We start from the raw sequence: 17418 nt of genomic DNA, 5'->3' as shown, positions 1-17418 counted from the left end.
CCGGCTGGAGCCAACGCCGCCGGTAAAGCTGGCCCTCATCGACTTCGCCACGAGGGTCGTAACGCCTGGATCGACGATCAAGTCCGATGGCGCACAGGAACTGCGCCGTCTCTCCAAGCTTGGCTATGACCACAAGTATTACACCCAGCTCGGCTCGACGATTCCGGCCCACGTGAATCTGCCGGCGGTGCACATGGTCGCCTCTCAGCTCAAGCGCTGGATGATCGGAACAATGCACTACGGCGCCTCGCAGGAGCAGTTCGCCTACTACCTCGACGAGTTCACGTTCCGCTTTAACCGCCGCACCTCAAAGAGCCGCGGACTACTCTTCAACCGGCTCATGCACCAAGCCGCCCACACAGCGCCACACCCGCTTAAAACGCTGGTCATCCCAGAAAACGACCCTGACTTCAGCTAAGCAGATACCTAATATACATGTTCTACTCATCAGGATTGCAGGAACGGGAGCGCCCGACGGACCGGGCTGCAGGGAGGCGCGCCGCAGCCGGTGACGTGGCCGGTGCCGTGGCCCGGGTTCCTGCTGCGACGGCGGCGGGGCCGTTTACGGCGGATTTCCTTTCCTCGCTGGAGGGTCTGGGCCTGGAGGTTGCTGATCGGGAGTTGATTGACCGGATCCGGGTGTTGGAGGATGTGAAGGCCGCGGCTGCGGCGGCGCAGGCCCGCGCCACAGCTGCTTTCGATGCCTCCCGGAAGAAGCAGCAAACCCGTGCCCGAGCCGACGGCCCGGGTGAGGGTGTTGCCGCGCAGATTGGGTTGGCCCGGCGGGACAGCCCGGCCAGCGGGAACCGGCACCTGGGCCTGGCGAAGGCGCTGGTGGCGGAGATGCCTCATACTCTCAACGCGTTGACTGCCGGCGCGTTGAGTGAGTGGCGGGCGACGATCCTGGTGAAGGAAACCGCCTGCCTAGACGCGGCGGACCGGGCCCGGGTCGATGAGATCATGGCGGCTGATCCTCAGCAGCTCGAGGGGCTGGGAGATAAGAGATTGACCGCGGAGGCGAAGAAACACGCCTGCGCGCTGGATCCGGGGTCGGTGGTGCGCCGGGCCGCGAAGGCCCATACGGAGCGGACCGTGACCTGCCGTCCGGCCCCGGACACTATGACCTATGTGACCGGTCTGTTGCCGGTCGCCCACGGCGTCGCGGTCCAGGCCGCCCTGATCCGCGCCGCCGATTCGGCCCGCGCCAGCGGCGACCCGCGGGGGAAAGGCCAGATCATGGCCGACACCCTGGTGGACCGCATCACCAACCCCACCACCGGCCATGATGGGCAGCGCGGAAGTACAGGGAGCGCGGTGCGCGAGCCGGATATTGAGGTGCAACTGATCATCACCGACCGGGCCCTGCTCGCCGGCGACAACGAACCGGCCTATCTGCACGGCTACGGGACCGTACCGGCCGGCTGGGCCAGGAACCTAGTCCGCGGCCCGGACAACAACACCAGCAACACCACCACGGACGAGAACAATACCAGCGGCGGCCCCGGCGGCCACGGCGATCCTGGACTGAACGGCGACTCCGCCAGCAGACACGACCGACGCGGCCGCCCCTGGCAGGAACATAAACCTGAGCCCGATGCGGCCGCCGGTGGCAGGGTATGGGTCCGCCGGCTCTACACCGCCCCCGGAACGGGCAGGATCGTAGGTATGGATTCGACGGCGCGGATCTTCCCCGCCGGGCTGCGGCGGCTGCTGATCAACCGGGACCAGACCTGCCGCACCCCTTGGTGCGACGCCCCGATCCGACACATTGACCACATCACCGCCCACAGCCAAGGCGGACCAACCAGCGAAATCAACGGGCAAGGCCTGTGCCAACGCTGCAATCAAGCAAAGGAAACGCCCGGATTCAGAACCGAGGCGATTCCCGGGCCACGGCACACCGTCCGGCTCACCACACCAACCGGCCACACCTACCAATCAACCGCCCCACCGCCACCCGGTACCACAACAAATCAAACGATACCTGGCCAAGCGGCGGCCACTTCAGTGGCAGCAGTCTCAGCTGCGCCTACCAGCCCCAATGTGAAAAGCCCTGGCGGGGGGTACGTGTATGCCCCGACTAAGGATCCGTGACGATGATCGGAAAAGAATTAAGATTCAAGGCCGCACGCTGCAGAATCTGGAGGCGGGGATCGGGCACATCGAGGAATGGCAACCGCGGCAGCGAAACAAGGGGTGCCATCAGCCGGTGCTGGATCAGTTCGGCGCAGAGTGCCTTATCTCCGCCGTAAGCCAATTGGTGCACCTCCGCTCCGGAAATCACTCTCACGGCCTGTTCCCCGGCGGTCTCCACCAGACCCCTGGCCTGATTGGCCCGCCGCCGGGCGAAGCGTTGCTGGGACCACCCGCCGGCAGCTGTGCGGGACTGGACGTACCTGGTGCCAGTCTTCGATACGAGCAACCGGCCAGCCTCGACCACGCCTATTGCATAACCACCTCGGCGCAGCAGGATGACGCCGGTCTTGCCGTCCACCGCCGCTGCATCGGCCAGATCCGCTATGGCGCTGGTGGCATCGATGGGTTCGTCACCGTCAGGCGGAATCTCGTTCTGCATGAACTCCGATGGCTGAATTTCTGAAAGATCGATCCACGCTGATGTTCCATCTCCCGAGATTAGGACCATCCCTTCGTCAATGCGACTTGCCGCCACCTCGCCGTGGCTTGCTTCAAAGCGCTGCAGCCAACCCACCAACCGTTCCGGCGGAACTGAAGTGCTTCTGCTGCCCACTGACTTTCCTCCTGGTTTTCCTGACGGCCGTTCACGTCCTCACTGTAGCCTCGCCCGGATCCTCCCGATCGGGTACAAGGCAGTAGCCTGTGAACGTGAGCGATCTTTTTGACCAGCGGAGCGATGATCCGGATGAACTATCAGATGGCGCGGGGGACGCCCGTAACCGCACTGATGGTTCCGACAGACCCCGCAGCCCTTTAGCGGTACGGATGCGCCCCCGCAGCCTTGACGACGTCGTTGGCCAGCAACACCTCCTCGGCTCTGGATCACCGCTGCGTGCGCTGGCAGCCGGCGCCGGCCAAAGTGGTCCGGCCGGTCCGACGTCGGTAATTCTCTGGGGGCCGCCCGGAACCGGCAAGACAACTCTGGCGCACGTCATCGCCCGTGGTCCCGGTCGCAAGTTCGTGGAATTGTCGGCAATCACCTCGGGCGTCAAAGACGTCCGGCGGGTCATGGAAGATGCGTTGACTGCGCGTGACCTGCACCGGATGACTACGGTTCTCTTCCTGGATGAGATTCATCGGTTCAACAAAGCCCAGCAGGACGCGTTGTTGCCTGGGGTGGAGAACGGCTGGGTGGTGCTCGTTGCGGCCACTACCGAGAACCCTTCCTTTTCTGTGGTGGCTCCGCTGCTGTCGCGTTCCCTGATGCTGACCTTGCAGCCATTGACCTCCACGGACATCGAGGCGCTGCTCATCAAGGCTGTCGAGGACGAGCGTGGTCTCGCCGGCCGGGTCAGCGTGACCGAAACCGCCATGGACCATCTGGTGCGGCTTGCATCCGGCGATGCCCGGCGCGGATTGACCGCGTTGGAAGCAGCTGCCGGGATCGCTTTAAGCGAGCATGTCGGCGACGACGCCACGCCGGATCCGGTTCCAGTCGAATTAGTGCATGCGGAACAAGCCTTGGATGCCGCCGCCGTCCGATATGACCGGGCGGGGGATCAGCACTACGACGTGGCCAGTGCATTCATCAAATCCATCCGTGGTTCGGATGTGGACGCTTCGTTGCATTACCTGGCCCGGATGCTCGAGGCGGGGGAGGACCCGCGGTTCATCGCCAGAAGGGTCGTAATTTCGGCCTCGGAAGACATCGGCATGGCAGACCCGACTGCACTGCAGACGGCGGTTGCCGCAGCACAGGCTGTGCAGTTGATCGGAATGCCGGAGGCAAGGATCGTGCTGGCGGAGGCGGTGGTCCATCTGGCGACGGCGCCAAAATCCAATGCCGCTTATATGGGGCTCAATGCCGCTATTGCTGACATCCGCGCTGGAAAGGGAACGATGATTCCAACACATTTACGTGACGCGCACTATCCCGGTTCGAAGCAGCTCGGACATGGAAAAGGTTACAAATACGCCCATGATGAACCGCATGGGGTTGCCAATCAGCAATATGCGCCGGACGATCTGGTCGGCCGGGACTATTACAAGCCGACCGAATTCGGCGCCGAGCGCGAAGTTGGAGCACGGCTGGAGAAGTTGCGCCGGATTATCCGCGGCGGTTGAGGCTCATTATCAGACAGTTGACGCCGCTAGATAACTACTGCTTCAGCGCCGGCCAGTGCGCGGATCTCCTGCAGTGCCGCTTCCGGTGTACGTGCTGTCTGCGCAAACGAAATACGGATCGTGGCCGAAGCACTGTGGCAGGCGGCTGCGCCGTCGTCATGACCGATCTTCCGGCCGGGACAACCACCGGAAGTGCCGCCATCGGGCTGCAAAGCGCGCCAGATGCAGTTCGTGGCATCCCAGGTGCATCGCAGGTCAAGGCCGTACTGGTCAATGCCGATCACCCGCACGGATTCCACAGTGCTCAGTGATCCAAAGCCAAGGGATTCAGAGTCGATTACAGAGTCCAGGCTCCGCACGTACCCGAGCAGATACGGTGCGGTTTCATGTTCCACCGCAGACAACAGAGGTCCTTCGCAGCCAGCGAGGAGGTCCGGAGTGCACTTCTGCAGGTCGGTCAGTGCCACGTCATGGCGCCCCGTGCCGTTTGAGACGACCGCATTTTCCGGAGCGAAGCTGAACAGCCGTACATCAGGACGGTAACCCAGCACTTCAGCGAGCGGGATTCCGGAGCACATTGCTTGCAGGGCAGCTGGTACGGCATTGGCGGGCAACGGTGTCAATGTTCCGTCGAGGGCGGCCGAGCCGCGCTCGATGTTCAAGTCGGCTACGGGCGCCATTGAAGAAACGGTCAAGGAGACGGGATAGCGGACAACGGAGTGGCCACCTGGCTCGGCGGCCGTGTCGCGGGGCTCAGCGTTTTCACGATACAATAGGTCGTTGACTGGTGAGTCCAGACCAAGTGCGGCGAGGGTGTGTCCATCCCCAACCAAGATGAACGCCCCTGCCGCGGTTTCGGCATGAAGCACTGGCACGGCACCTCGGGTAGCGGCTGACTTGAGCGTGGCGGTGCCAACTCCGGTCAATAATGTACGCGCTACCTCAGCGGCACTCGGTTGCCGGTGTTCCATCTGCTGTCCTCCTTTGCGGGGCTTCTCGACGGGCATCTGCTCCTCGAACCGTTCCCCTGCGGTGTAGAGCCATAAAGGGAACTGACTGGCTTGAAAGGTAAACCGCGGCGTCCGCGCCGTGGCATTCCAATCAAGTTTAGTTGGTGAGGCTAGCCTAACCTCTACTAACAGTATATATGGAAGGACAACGTGACTGCACAAGCACGTGCCCGTCGCCAAGCGCGGGCATCCCGGGCCCTCGGCCTGGCTTTGACTCCTAAGGCCGCCAAGTACTTTGAGCGCCGCCCTTACCCACCGGGTGAGCACGGCCGCGCCAGGCGCAAGCAGGACAGCGACTACGCAGTACGTCTGCGTGAGAAGCAGCGCCTGCGCGCCCAGTACGGCATCCGCGAAGCACAGATGACCCGTGTCTTCGAGGAAGCCCGCCGGACACATGGATTGACCGGTGAAAATCTGGTTGAGCTGCTCGAGATGCGTCTCGATGCCCTGGTACTGCGTGCTGGCTTCGCCCGCACCAGCGCCCAAGCACGCCAGCTCGTGGTACACCGCCACATCATGGTTGATGGTGCACGCGTGGACCGCCCGTCCTACCGCGTCGCCGAAGGCCAGCTCATCCACGTACATCCACGCAGCGAGAAGATGACTCCGCTGCAGGTTGCCGCCGCCGGTGCACACCGCGACGTTCTGCCGGCTGTACCGGGTTACCTCGACGTTCAGCTTGAGAAGCTGCAGGCCCGTTTGGTCCGCCGCCCCAAGCGCAGCGAGGTTCCCGTCACCTGTGAAGAGCAGCTCGTGGTGGAGTACTACGCACGCTAAGCGGTTCAGCGCTCAGTGAACGGTGTGGCAGGGGCAGCAGGGCCTTTCCAGGCAGCTGCCCCGCTGCACCGGACCACTGTTCAACAGCCCGCGGCAAGCGCCGCGGGCTGTTGAGTAGGTAAGGTACAAAGCGGACCAGCTTGGGTCAGCAATGCTGACCCCTCCCAGGCTGGCGAACCGTCACACAATTCAAGGAGCAGCCCACTATGTCTGGTGGAGATATTGCCGGCCTCATCGCTGCCGGAGTTTTTGCCGTCCTCGTTGCCTTGCTGGCAATTCCGGTACTCAAACTCGGCAAGGTTTTTGACGAGCTGCGGGTGACTATCCGCTCCGTCAGCGAGGGAACCACCCCGCTTATCGACGAGGTCACCACGACCGTCTCCACGACGAATTCGCAACTGCGGAAAGTGGACGGCATCACCAATAACGTTTCCGACGCCTCCGCCAATATCTCCGCACTGTCTTCATTGGTGGCAGCGACCCTAGGAGCGCCGCTGATCAAGGTTGCGGCATTTTCCTACGGTGTCCGGTCGGCGTTCGGCGGACGCGGCAAGCACACGCCGCGGCGCAGCAAGTAACCGGCGCCGCACGTCGCCAGAGCCTTAAGTGGCTGGAAGCTCGAGTTTAGGAGGGTCATCATGACCAAGCGGTTGATCTGGGTTGGTATCGGCGTCACGATTGGCATTCTCGCCGTACGTAAAGTTTCCGAGGCCAAGGAAAATTTCGGTCCGCAAGGAATTAACCGCAAGGTCGGTTCACTGGCCGACAGCATTGCCGGTTTCTCCGAGGTTCTCCGCGAAGGCATGACACAGCGCGAAGCGGATTTGCGCATCGCCCTCGGCATCGATACGGATGCAAAGGCCGGCATCCGCCAGTAGTTCGGTGCCCCGATCGCGGGCGCCTCGGTATAACCGGAAGGTTTATTGATTCATGAAGTCCCATGAGATTGCACGGCGCTGGAATGACTACTTCAGCGAGCGGGGACACACAGTCGTGCCCTCCGCCTCGTTGATTTCCAACGACCCGTCGCTGTTGTTCACAGTGGCGGGAATGGTGCCGTTCATTCCCTACCTGACAGCGCGGGAAACACCTCCGTACAACCGGGCAGTGAGCGTGCAAAAGTGCATCCGCACCGGCGACATCGAGGAAGTCGGCAAGACTGCCAGGCATGGAACCTTCTTCCAGATGTGCGGGAACTTCTCCTTCGGCGACTACTTCAAGAAAGACGCCGTCGCAATGGCCTGGGAGCTGTTGACCAAAAATATCGACGACGGCGGGTTCGGCCTTCCTGCCGAGCGGTTGTGGATCACCGTGTACCAGGACGATGACGAGGCGCTGCGGATCTGGCGCGACGAGGTCGGCGTTCCGGCTGAGCGCATCCAGAAAATGGGTCAGGCGGACAACTACTGGTCCACCGGCCAGCCCGGTCCGGCAGGCCCCTGTTCAGAAATTTTCTATGACCGGGGTCCGGCATACGGTGTCGAAGGCGGCCCTGCCGCGGACGACGAACGTTACATCGAGATCTGGAACCTCGTTTTCATGCAGTACAAGCGTGGCGAGGGCACCGGCAAGGACGACTTCGAAATTCTCGGTGAACTACCGAGCAAGAACATTGACACCGGACTCGGTATGGAACGCCTGGCGATGATTCTGCAGGGTGTCGAGAACATGTACGAGACCGACCAGGTCCGGCCCGTTCTCGATGCTGCCGCGGCGCTCTCCGGCAGGGAATACACCAGTGCCGAGTCCGACGACGACCCGCACCACGTGGACGACGTTCGGATGCGTGTGGTGGCCGACCACATCCGGTCCTCCCTGATGCTGATATCCGACGGCGTGACGCCCTCGAACGAAGGCCGCGGCTATGTGCTGCGCCGCCTGATCCGTCGGGCCGTCCGCGCCATGCGGCTGCTCGGCGTCGAAAAAGCCTGCCTGCCGGACCTGCTGCCGGTTTCACGCGATGCCATGAAGAAGACCTACCCAGAGGTGGAAGCCGACTTCGAACGGATCAGCCGCATCGCCTACGCCGAGGAAAAGGCATTCCTGCGCACCATCGCTTCGGGCACGGCACGGCTTGAAGAAGCGGTCACCGTTTCCAAGTCCGGCGGAACTCCGCTGTCCGGCGCCGACGCGTTCGCCCTGCACGACACCTATGGCTTCCCGATCGACCTGACACTGGAAATGGCTGCGGAAGCAGGCGTCCAGGTGGACGAGACCGGATTCCGGTCGCTGATGACCGAGCAACGCGAACGTGCCCAGGCCGACTCGCGCCAGAAAAAGCTCGGGCATGCGGATCTGTCTGTTTTCAGCGAACTGCTCGCTGCCGGGGACACAGCCTTCACCGGCTATGACGAATTAGTTACGGAATCCACCGTGCGCGGTGTTATCACTGCAGGGGCCAATATCCCCGCGGCCAAGGAAGGCCAGGAAGTTGAACTGGTCCTGGACGCCACGCCGTTCTACGCTGAGGCGGGCGGTCAGGCGGCCGACGTCGGCATGATCACCGGCAACGGCTTTGCCGTCGAGGTCCTTGACGTCCAGAGCCCGGTCAAGGGCTTGATCGTACACAAGGGAATCGTCCGCGAAGGGGAAGTGGCCGTCGGAGCGCGTGCGCTGGCCACGGTCGATGCCCAGCGGCGGCAATCTGCTGAACAGGCCCACTCCGGCACACACATCGTGCACGCGGCGCTGCACCAGATCCTCGGCCCGGAAGCGCTGCAGCGCGGCTCCTTCAACAAGGCCGGTTACCTGCGCTTCGACTTCGCCTGGGGCGAGGGACTGAGCCCGGCTGCCCGCAGCGAGATCGAAGAAGTGTCGAACCTCGCCATCCGGAGTGACTTCCAGGTCGAGACAAAAGTCATGCCGCTGGATAAGGCGAAGGAGCTCGGTGCCACCGCGCTGTTTGGCGAAGCCTACGGTGACAAGGTCCGCGTCGTCGAAATCGACGGTGCCTGGTCCCGCGAACTATGCGGCGGAACCCACGTCGGATCCACGTCACAGATTGGCAGTCTGACCTTGCTTGGCGAGCAGTCTGTCGGATCGGGCAACCGCCGGATCGAGGCATTCGTCGGCATGGAGGCTTTCCGCCATCTGGCCGCTGAACGTGCCCTCGTGACGGAGCTGTCCGACATGCTCAAGGTCCCCTCGGTGCAGCTGCCCGAACGGATCTCCGCAACTCTGACCAAGCTCAAGACGGCGGAAAAAGAACTGGAACGACTGCGCAAGGAACAACTCGTTGCTTCCGCCGCGTCGCTGCTCTCAGCGGCGAAGGACATTGGCGGCGTGCGCGTCCTGGCACATAACGCCGGTGAGGTGGGCGGTGCCGACGATCTGAGGTCGCTGGCGCTGGACCTGCGCAACAGGCTGGGATCGGACGCCTCCATGGTGGCGGTGGCCGGTGCAGCCAACTCGCGTCCGTTGATCCTGGTAGCCACCAACGAAGCTGCACGGGACGCTGGCGTCAAAGCCGGTGCACTGGTTAAACTCTCCGCCGGAATTCTCGGCGGCGGGGGTGGCGGCAAGGACGATATTGCCCAGGGCGGTGGTTCTGACGTGCAGCGCATTGACGAGGCTCTATCCGCAATCAACGATGCTGTCGCAAAGCGAAGCTAGGCTTCCCGTGGATAACGGGAGCGGTTACCGTCAGGGCGTCAAGCTCGGGGTCGACGTCGGCCTGGTGCGGGTGGGCCTTGCCAGCTGCGATGCGCACGGGGTGCTTGCCACTCCGGTGAAGACCCTCAAACGCGATGCGAAGAAGAACTCGGATGTTCGGGTGATCGTGCGCGAAGCAGAGGAACGCGGGGCCGTGCAGATTTTCGTCGGTCTTCCGCAGACGTTGAAGGGCGGCGAAACCGCATCCGCACGGATGGCGCGGGACTATGCGCGGCTCCTGGTCCAACAGTTGGAACGGGCGTCAGCGCCGGTCGAAGTACGCCTCATTGATGAACGGTTGAGTACCGTCAGCGCACACAGGTCACTGTACGAGGCTGGTGTATCAGGGCGAAAACACCGTAAAGTAGTAGATCAGGCAGCTGCGGTTGGCATTCTTCAACATGCCATCGATATGCAGCGGTCACTCAGCATTGACGTGGGGGTCGTGGTGAGCACCGGTGAGGCAGACCATTCCACCGGTCCAACTGACCCGATGGCAGAGGAGCCAGAGAGTCCTATGCACCCTGTGAGGCGGGAAGGAGACGATCAGTGAGTTCTCTGTATCCGGATCGTTCCTCGACTGAGCCCCGGAATGAATTTCCGGAGCCCTACGAGTACCACTATGAGTACAACGAGGAACATGTTCCGCTGAGCTCCCGCCGGGCGCAGCAGCGTCCCCATCGTCAACAAAGGCGTCTCCGTCGACGCCGGAAGACTATCGTCATGGCGCTTGCCCTGGCGCTGTTCGCCGCCGTCGTCGTTTTTGCGGTCTCTTTTGTCAGCCCGTTCTTCGCCAGCGGTGAGGATCCCCTTGCGGATTACCCGGGTCCGGGGACTGGTTCCGTGACGGTCGACGTCGAGCAGGGTGCGGCAACGATCACCATCGCGCAGAATCTTGTCGACAGCGGCGTCGTGGCAACCACTGGAGCGTTTATGTCCGCGTTGCGGGCCGATGACAGCGGGAACCTGATCCAGCCGGGCACATACGAAATGAAAGAGGAGATGTCGTCCGAGGACGCCGTCGCTGCCTTGCTGAATACCGACGAGACTGCCGTCCACTACGCCGCAGTGAATCAAGGACTGCGGCAATCTGAAGTGTTCCAGATCCTGTCCGATTCGTCCGGAGTTCCGCTGGAGGACTTCGAGGAGCTCGCGGAGGATCCGACACAGTTCGGTATCCCAAAGCAGGCGCCCAACCTTGAGGGGTATTTGTCTCCGGGCCAGTTCCGCTTCCCGCTGGATGCCAACGCCGCCGAAATTGTCCAGATACTGGTGGATAAAACGTTCGCTAATCTGGAGAAAGCAGGCGTCGAAGGTGCCGACAAGCAGTACCGCATCCTCACCATCGCCAGCATTATCGAGGCGGAGGGCAGTCCGGAAGACTATCCCGAAATCGCCGGGGCTATCGACAATCGACTGAACGATCCAATCAGCGAAATCGGCCGGTTCATCCAGTCCGATGCCACAGTCACGTACGGTCTCGGCCGGAAGAGCTACGAGCTGACAGCCGAGGAGAAGAACGACACCTCGAATCCGTACAACACGTATGCGAATCCCGGGCTCCCGATCGGACCGATCGGTTCGCCGCTGCTGCCTGCTATCAAGGCCGCTGCCGATCCGCAGGACAACCCCTACTACTACTGGGTCACGGTGAACCTCGACACAGGGGAGACGCTCTATGCAGAGCGCCATGCGGAGCACGTGGCCAATGTGAACCAGTACCAGCAGTGGTGCAGCGACAACCCGGGCAGGTGTCAGTAACCGGTGGGTCTGCCGGCACGGGCGGCGGTACTTGGATCACCGATCGGCCATTCCAAGTCGCCCGCACTGCACAACGCTGCGTACCAGCACCTTGGCCTCAACATCCGCTATGACGCCATCGATGTCACCGAGGACCAACTGCCTGGATTCATGACCGGCGTCCGGTCGGAATCCGGCTGGGCTGGATTATCCGTCACGATGCCGCTCAAGGCGGCGATGGTGGCACAGGTCGACGAACTGGCAGGCGCCGCCGCGGTGCTCCAGGTACTCAATACCGTCACGTTCGACGGCGGTCAGATGGCCGGAACGACGCGTCTGACCGGTCATAACACCGACGTCGCCGGCATTGTCCGGGCTATTGCACATGCCGGTGGAACGGGCGGGAGGAGCGCGGTCATCCTTGGCGCCGGAGGAACGTCGCTGGCTGCGGCGGCCGCCCTTGCAGACATCGGTATCACCGACCTGGCATTGTGCGTCCGTACGCCGGCGCGGGCGGCGGAGACCGTTGCGCTGGCTGAACGATTTGGAATGTCCGTCACTGTAGTGCCGCTGCAGGACAGCGCCGCAGTAGTACAGCAAAGCCGGCTGGTGGTATCCACGCTTCCGCCGCGTGCCGGCGATGAACTCGCGGCGGATCCAGTACTGGCCGCTCCCGCTCTGGCCAGGGAGGCGGACACGGACGGAACAGCGGACGCGGGCGTGCTGTTGGACGTCGCTTACGATCCGTGGCCGAGTGCCCTTGCCGCGGCGTGGGAGCGGCGCGGTGGCAGGATCGTTCCCGGGCTCGAGATGTTGCTGTACCAAGGTCTCGAGCAGGTCCGCCTGTTCACCGGCTCGCAATTCCATGACGAGCCCGGTGTCATAAACGCCATGTGTGACGCAGTGGGACTGCCCCGACGCAGTCCGCAGTTACCGGACATGGCAGGATAGTTTCTATGTTGCGATGGTTGACGGCAGGCGAATCCCATGGTCCTGCGCTGGTAGGAATTCTTGAAGGCGTACCCGCTGGGGTGGAACTGACCACCACCCGGATCCAGGACGCACTGGCGCGCCGGCGCCTCGGCTACGGACGCGGCGCCAGGATGAAATTCGAGCAGGATCAGGTGCGCATTATCGGCGGCGTACGGCATGGGCTGACCCAAGGTGGACCTGTGGCCATCGAGGTGGGCAACACCGAATGGCCAAAGTGGGAAAAAATCATGGCCCCCGATCCGGTGGACCCTGAAGAGCTGGCATCGATGGCCCGCAACGCCCCGCTGACCCGGCCGCGGCCGGGCCATGCCGACTTCACCGGGATGCAGAAGTACGGCTTCGACGAGGCCCGGCCGGTGCTGGAACGTGCCAGTGCCCGCGAGACCGCCGCCAGGGTTGCCATGGGTACGGTTGCCTCACAGCTGCTGAAATATCTCGACATTGAACTGGTGAGCCATACCGTTGCGCTGGCCTCCGTCGAGGTGCCGGAGAACAGCCGGCTGCCGCAGCCCTCGGATGTGCTGGCACTGGACGAGGACCCGTTGCGGTGTTTCGACCGGGACACTTCCAACGCGATGGTCGATGAAGTCGACGCCGCGCACAAGGAGGGCGAGACCCTGGGCGGCGTCGTCGAGGTCCTTGCCTATGGGTTGCCTCCCGGACTGGGGAGTTATGTTCACTGGGACCGCAGGCTTGACTCCAGGCTGGCCGGCGCCCTGATGGGCATCCAGGCCATCAAGGGCGTGGAGGTCGGCGACGGCTTCCTCACCGCTTCGCGGCGCGGGTCCGCCGCACATGACGAAATCGTCCGCGACGCCAACGGCAGGATTGCCCGTACCAGCAACCGCGCCGGTGGCATTGAGGGTGGCATGAGCATAGGCGAGGTTCTGCGCGTGCGGGCCGCGATGAAGCCGATCGCTACTGTGCCCCGGGCGTTGAAGACCATCGATGTGAGCACCGGCGAGGAAGCCAAAGCCCACCACCAGCGCTCCGACGTTTGCGCCGTGCCCGCCGCCGGCGTCGTTGCTGAAGCCATGGTTGCCTTGGTGCTCGCGGAGGCAGTGGTGGAAAAATTCGGCGGTGACTCTATTGCCGAAACCAAGCGGAATATGCGCAGCTATCTGGACAACATCCCCGATGCGCTGGGCTCGTCGGGCAGTAAATGAACAATCCGCCGATTGTACTGGTCGGCCCCATGGCATCGGGAAAATCCGCTCTCGGCCATGAACTGGCGGCACTGCTGGGGGTCGAATTCGCCGACACGGACCGGATAGTCACCAAAACCTATGGACCGATCCCGGAGATGTTTTCGCGTTACGGCGAACGGTTTTTCCGGGAAAAGGAAGCTGCGGCCGTCGCCGCCCTCCTGGAACCGTCGGACGGGCCGGGGCCGGTGATTTCCGTTGGCGGCGGGGCGGTCTTTGATACCGGAACCGCGCAGCTGCTGGAGACCTCCGCCGTCGTGGTTTATTTGTTGACCGATCTTGCAACTGTGCTGCCGCGGCTTTCCGGCAAGGGCCACCGGCCGCTTTTGGCGCACGACCCGGTGGCGGCCTGGGTGCGGCTCTTCGACCTGCGCCGGCCGGTTTATGAACGGCTGGCCGACGTGACATTGGATACCCGACGCGGGAGCATCCGCGAATTGGCTGAAAGGCTGAAAGGCCAGCTGCTAGAAGGAGATTACCTACATTGAGCTCGAACGCAACCACCATCAGGATTTCCGGTGCCAGCGCAGATAATGATTACGACGTCGTCATCGGCCGTGGTCTGCTGCCGCAGCTTCCGGCGGCGCTGGGGGAGCGGGTCCGCCGCGTCCTGGTGATCCATCCCAGAGCGCTCAGGAGCACCGGCGATGCCGTGCGTGAAGATCTTGCCGCCGCGGGCCTGACCGCCGTGACCGCGGAAATCCCGGACGCCGAGGAGGGGAAGCACATCCAGGTGGCTTCTTTCTGCTGGCAGGTACTCGGGCAGAACGATTTCACGCGCTCGGATGCCATTGTCGCCGTCGGCGGTGGTGCCGTGACCGACCTTGCCGGTTTTGTCGCCGCGACGTGGCTCCGGGGTATCAAGGTGATCCACCTTCCCACGACCCTGCTCGGCATGGTGGATGCGGCGGTGGGCGGCAAGACCGGCATCAATACCTCCGAAGGCAAGAATCTCGTCGGTTCCTTCCATCCGCCGGCGGCGGTGCTGGCCGACCTCGACGCGCTGCAGACCCTGCCGAAGAACGAGCTGTTGACCGGGATGGCCGAAGTCGTCAAGTGTGGCTTTATCGCCGACCCGGCCATCCTGGACCTCATCGAGGCCGATCCGGAGCCCGTGGCTGATCCGGAGTCGGCAGTGGTGCGCGAACTGGTGGAGCGGGCCATCGCCGTCAAGGCCGGCGTCGTATCCGAGGACCTGAGGGAATCGGGCCTGCGGGAGATGCTGAACTACGGCCACACGCTGGCACACGCCATCGAACTGGCCGAACGCTACCAGTGGCGGCACGGGGCGGCAGTCTCCGTTGGCCTGGTCTTCGCCGCCGAGCTGTCCCGGATGGTGGGGCGGCTCGATGACGGGACTGCCGACCGGCACAAGAGCATTCTGGAGTCGCTCGGATTGCCCGTGACATACCGGCGGGACCGTTGGGCAACTCTGCTCGATGGCATGCGCCGGGACAAGAAGGCCCGCGGTGACCTGCTCCGCTTCGTGGTGCTCGATGGACTGGCCAAACCGGGGATGCTCGAGGTGCCGGATACGTCGCTGCTTTTTGCCGCGTACCAGGAGATCGCCAGCTGAGCACGCCGTACCGGTAGAATGGTCTGGCGGACTTTTCACCACCATCGACGCTTTATCCAAAGAACCCGACGAAAGAGATCCTGTGGCTTCAACCAACGACATCAAAAACGGCAGCGTACTGAACCTTGACGGTCAGCTCTGGAACGTCATTGAATTCCAGCACGTCAAGCCCGGGAAGGGTGGCGCTTTCGTTCGGACGAAGCTGCGGAACGTGCTTTCAGGCAAGGTCGTGGACAAGACCTTCAACGCGGGTACCAAGATCGACATGGCCACCGTGGACCGCCGTGACTACCAGTACCTGTACCAGGATGGTGAGGACTTCATCTTCATGGACAACCAGGACTATGACCAGGTTCTCGTGCCCGGGGCCGTGGTCGGAGACGCCACCAACTTCATGCTGGAAAACCAGAACGTGAATATCGCCATGCATGAAGGTGCCCCGCTCTACATCGAACTGCCGCCGTCGGTCACCCTCGAAATCACCTACACCGAGCCCGGCCTCCAGGGGGACCGCTCCAGTGGCGGAACCAAGCCCGCCACACTGGAAACCGGCTACCAGATTGGTGTTCCGTTGTTCGTCGACAATGGCACCAAGGTCAAGGTCGACACCCGCACCGGCGAATATCTCGGGCGCGTCAACGAGTGAGTGCCCGCTCCAAGGCCCGGCGCAGGGCCGTAGACATTCTGTTTGAAGCCGAGCAGCGCGACACCTCGCCAGTGGAGGTGTTGCGTTACCGGCGTGAGAAGACAGACCAGACAATCAACCCGTACACCATTGACCTGGTTGAAGGCGTCATCTCCCTGCAGGAAACGATCGACGAGTTTCTGCAGACCTACTCACAGGGTTGGTCGCTGCAGCGGATGCCTTCGGTGGACCGGGTTATCCTCCGGGTCGGCACCTGGGAACTGTTGTACAACGATGAGATTCCGGACGGTGTCGCCGTCAGCGAGGCCGTCGCACTGTCGAAGATGCTCTCGACTGATGAGTCTCCGTCGTTCATTAATGGACTTCTGGGGCGCCTGCAGCAGCTGAAGCCCGGGCTGCTGGCCTGAGGCCGGTGGTGATCGGCTATCACTGTGCTGTGGTAGTTTTTAGAACGCAAGCAACCTTTAATGGCCGTCCAGTGAGGCGGGAAAGGAGGCAGCAGGATAATGAGCATGCCCAGGACCGGGTCCGGGACTGCACGGGTGGTTCTTGCTGAAGCGGATATAGACCGCGCATTGACCCGTATAGCCCATGAAATCCTCGAAGCCAACAAGGGATCCAAGGATCTCGTACTACTCGGCATCCCCCGCAGGGGTTTCCCACTGGCCCAGCGTCTGGCCAGGAAGATCGCTGTCACTGATCCCGACGTCGATGCTGCTGCCATTACCGGCCAGCTCGATGTCACGATGTTCCGCGACGACCTGCAACGCCATCCCACGCGTTCACCGATGCCGACCCAGCTTCCCAGCAGCGGAATCGACGACAAAGTCGTAGTGCTCGTCGACGACGTGCTCTACTCCGGCAGGACGATCCGTTCGGCCCTGGACGCGCTCGTGGATCTGGGGCGTCCCCGCATCGTCCGCCTCGCCGTGCTCGTCGACCGCGGCCATCGGGAACTTCCGATCCGGGCGGACCACGTCGGTAAAAATCTTCCCACCTCCACGGCCGAAAAGGTGCGGGTGCACCTGCGGGAAACCGATACCGCCAACGGTGTTGGCGTGGACGAAGTAGTGATTGAGGGTGGGCTATGAGGCACCTGCTGTCCACCCAGGACCTCAGCTACGCCGACGCCGTCGGAATACTCGACGTGGCCGAGGAGATGGCCGCCGTTGGGGAACGCGAAGTCAAGAAACTTCCGGCACTGCGCGGACGCACCGTCGTCAATCTCTTCTTCGAGGACTCGACAAGGACCCGTATCTCCTTCGAGGCCGCAGCCAAACGGCTCTCCGCGGATGTGATCAACTTCGCCGCCAAGGGCTCCTCGGTCTCGAAAGGCGAGTCGCTCAAGGACACCGCGCAGACGCTGGAGGCGATGAGCGCCGACGCCGTCGTCATCCGGCATTGGGCGTCGGGAGCGCCGCAGCGGCTTGCCACCTCCGGATGGATCGACGCCGCCGTTATCAATGCCGGAGATGGCACGCATGAACACCCCACACAGGCACTGCTTGACGCCTTTACCCTGCGCCATCACTGGTCCCGCCAGTCGGGCCACCGCTCGCC

At 62.9% G+C, this 17418-nt stretch carries 19 protein-coding genes; 17 read left to right on the top strand and 2 right to left on the bottom strand.

The window, feature by feature from the left end:
• Both Y707_RS0114555 and Y707_RS26315 read left to right on the top strand, forming a co-directional pair.
• The coding region (locus Y707_RS0114555) for a transposase (RefSeq protein ID WP_026535625.1) at nt 1-418 on the top strand (418 nt) is incomplete at its 5' end.
• A gap of 17 nt (nt 419-435) precedes the next feature.
• On the top strand, nt 436-2094 hold the full coding sequence (locus tag Y707_RS26315; RefSeq protein WP_081744894.1) for an HNH endonuclease: 1659 nt from the start codon (nt 436-438) through the stop codon (nt 2092-2094).
• Here Y707_RS26315 and Y707_RS0114545 read toward each other — a convergent pair.
• The gene (locus Y707_RS0114545; RefSeq protein WP_026535624.1) at nt 2081-2749 is read right to left on the bottom strand and encodes an acVLRF1 family peptidyl-tRNA hydrolase; all 669 of its coding nucleotides are present in this window, start codon (nt 2747-2749) and stop codon (nt 2081-2083) included. The genes Y707_RS26315 and Y707_RS0114545 overlap by 14 nt on opposite strands.
• Nucleotides 2750-2844: 95 nt before the next feature.
• Here Y707_RS0114545 and Y707_RS0114540 point away from each other — a divergent pair, with 95 nt between their 5' ends.
• Nucleotides 2845-4260, top strand: coding sequence for a replication-associated recombination protein A (locus Y707_RS0114540; RefSeq protein ID WP_026535623.1), 1416 nt, complete (start codon nt 2845-2847; stop codon nt 4258-4260).
• 26 nt (nt 4261-4286) lie between these two features.
• On the opposite strand, the gene Y707_RS0114535 is transcribed toward Y707_RS0114540, so the two are convergent.
• Nucleotides 4287-5267 (bottom strand): hypothetical protein, encoded by a 981-nt coding sequence (locus Y707_RS0114535; RefSeq protein WP_026535622.1) that lies wholly within the window; start codon nt 5265-5267, stop codon nt 4287-4289.
• Between the two features lie 153 nt (nt 5268-5420).
• Here Y707_RS0114535 and rpsD point away from each other — a divergent pair, with 153 nt between their 5' ends.
• From rpsD to Y707_RS26300, 14 genes are all read left to right on the top strand, one after another.
• Nucleotides 5421-6047: a 30S ribosomal protein S4 gene (gene rpsD, locus Y707_RS0114530; protein WP_026535621.1), complete on the top strand. Its 627-nt coding sequence runs from the start codon at nt 5421-5423 to the stop codon at nt 6045-6047.
• A gap of 206 nt (nt 6048-6253) precedes the next feature.
• Nucleotides 6254-6625: a DUF948 domain-containing protein gene (locus Y707_RS0114525; protein ID WP_026535620.1), complete on the top strand. Its 372-nt coding sequence runs from the start codon at nt 6254-6256 to the stop codon at nt 6623-6625.
• Between the two features lie 60 nt (nt 6626-6685).
• A complete protein-coding gene (locus Y707_RS0114520; protein ID WP_026535619.1) occupies nt 6686-6925 on the top strand; it encodes a hypothetical protein in 240 nt (79 codons plus the stop codon).
• A 52-nt stretch (nt 6926-6977) separates the two neighbouring features.
• A complete protein-coding gene (gene alaS / locus Y707_RS0114515; protein ID WP_026535618.1) occupies nt 6978-9659 on the top strand; it encodes an alanine--tRNA ligase in 2682 nt (893 codons plus the stop codon).
• Nucleotides 9637-10251 (top strand): Holliday junction resolvase RuvX, encoded by a 615-nt coding sequence (gene ruvX, locus Y707_RS26310; protein ID WP_051442052.1) that lies wholly within the window; start codon nt 9637-9639, stop codon nt 10249-10251. Before alaS ends, ruvX begins: the two co-directional genes overlap by 23 nt.
• Nucleotides 10248-11459 (top strand): endolytic transglycosylase MltG, encoded by a 1212-nt coding sequence (mltG, locus tag Y707_RS26305; RefSeq protein WP_155853002.1) that lies wholly within the window; start codon nt 10248-10250, stop codon nt 11457-11459. The genes ruvX and mltG overlap by 4 nt, the downstream gene beginning before the upstream one ends.
• 3 nt (nt 11460-11462) lie before the next feature.
• Nucleotides 11463-12389, top strand: coding sequence for a shikimate dehydrogenase (locus Y707_RS0114500; RefSeq protein ID WP_026535617.1), 927 nt, complete (start codon nt 11463-11465; stop codon nt 12387-12389).
• Nucleotides 12390-12394: 5 nt separating this feature from the next.
• Nucleotides 12395-13597 carry a chorismate synthase gene (gene aroC, locus Y707_RS0114495; protein ID WP_026535616.1) on the top strand — a complete coding sequence of 401 codons (1203 nt, stop codon included), beginning with the start codon at nt 12395-12397 and terminating at the stop codon, nt 13595-13597.
• Nucleotides 13598-13626: 29 nt separating this feature from the next.
• Nucleotides 13627-14124 (top strand): shikimate kinase, encoded by a 498-nt coding sequence (locus tag Y707_RS0114490; RefSeq protein ID WP_253905189.1) that lies wholly within the window; start codon nt 13627-13629, stop codon nt 14122-14124.
• Nucleotides 14121-15212, top strand: coding sequence for a 3-dehydroquinate synthase (gene aroB, locus Y707_RS0114485; protein WP_026535614.1), 1092 nt, complete (start codon nt 14121-14123; stop codon nt 15210-15212). The genes Y707_RS0114490 and aroB overlap by 4 nt, the downstream gene beginning before the upstream one ends.
• 82 nt (nt 15213-15294) lie before the next feature.
• On the top strand, nt 15295-15858 hold the full coding sequence (efp, locus tag Y707_RS0114480; protein ID WP_026535613.1) for an elongation factor P: 564 nt from the start codon (nt 15295-15297) through the stop codon (nt 15856-15858).
• Nucleotides 15855-16265 (top strand): transcription antitermination factor NusB, encoded by a 411-nt coding sequence (gene nusB, locus Y707_RS0114475; RefSeq protein WP_026535612.1) that lies wholly within the window; start codon nt 15855-15857, stop codon nt 16263-16265. The genes efp and nusB overlap by 4 nt, the downstream gene beginning before the upstream one ends.
• Nucleotides 16266-16364: 99 nt before the next feature.
• The gene (gene pyrR, locus Y707_RS0114470) at nt 16365-16949 is read left to right on the top strand and encodes a bifunctional pyr operon transcriptional regulator/uracil phosphoribosyltransferase PyrR (protein WP_026535611.1); all 585 of its coding nucleotides are present in this window, start codon (nt 16365-16367) and stop codon (nt 16947-16949) included.
• Nucleotides 16946-17418: aspartate/ornithine carbamoyltransferase family protein (locus tag Y707_RS26300; RefSeq protein WP_442853298.1), on the top strand; the 473-nt coding region annotated here is incomplete at its 3' end. The genes pyrR and Y707_RS26300, both read left to right, overlap by 4 nt.

Origin of the sequence: Arthrobacter sp. H14 (genome assembly GCF_000520495.1) — a bacterium.
Classification (GTDB): domain Bacteria; phylum Actinomycetota; class Actinomycetes; order Actinomycetales; family Micrococcaceae; genus Arthrobacter_C.
This window is presented reverse-complemented; position numbering and strand designations above follow the sequence as displayed.

What these genes read in the sequence shown, in the direction of transcription:
- Y707_RS26315 (WP_081744894.1), top strand. Translation starts at nt 436, where the DNA reads ATGTTCTACTCATCAGGATTGCAGGAACGGGAGCGCCCGACGGACCGG.
- Y707_RS0114535 (WP_026535622.1), bottom strand. Translation starts at nt 5,267, where the DNA reads ATGCCCGTCGAGAAGCCCCGCAAAGGAGGACAGCAGATGGAACACCGG.
- Y707_RS0114525 (WP_026535620.1), top strand. Translation starts at nt 6,254, where the DNA reads ATGTCTGGTGGAGATATTGCCGGCCTCATCGCTGCCGGAGTTTTTGCC.
- Y707_RS0114520 (WP_026535619.1), top strand. Translation starts at nt 6,686, where the DNA reads ATGACCAAGCGGTTGATCTGGGTTGGTATCGGCGTCACGATTGGCATT.
- alaS (WP_026535618.1), top strand. Translation starts at nt 6,978, where the DNA reads ATGAAGTCCCATGAGATTGCACGGCGCTGGAATGACTACTTCAGCGAG.
- ruvX (WP_051442052.1), top strand. Translation starts at nt 9,637, where the DNA reads ATGCTGTCGCAAAGCGAAGCTAGGCTTCCCGTGGATAACGGGAGCGGT.
- aroC (WP_026535616.1), top strand. Translation starts at nt 12,395, where the DNA reads ATGTTGCGATGGTTGACGGCAGGCGAATCCCATGGTCCTGCGCTGGTA.
- Y707_RS0114490 (WP_253905189.1), top strand. Translation starts at nt 13,627, where the DNA reads ATGGCATCGGGAAAATCCGCTCTCGGCCATGAACTGGCGGCACTGCTG.
- pyrR (WP_026535611.1), top strand. Translation starts at nt 16,365, where the DNA reads ATGAGCATGCCCAGGACCGGGTCCGGGACTGCACGGGTGGTTCTTGCT.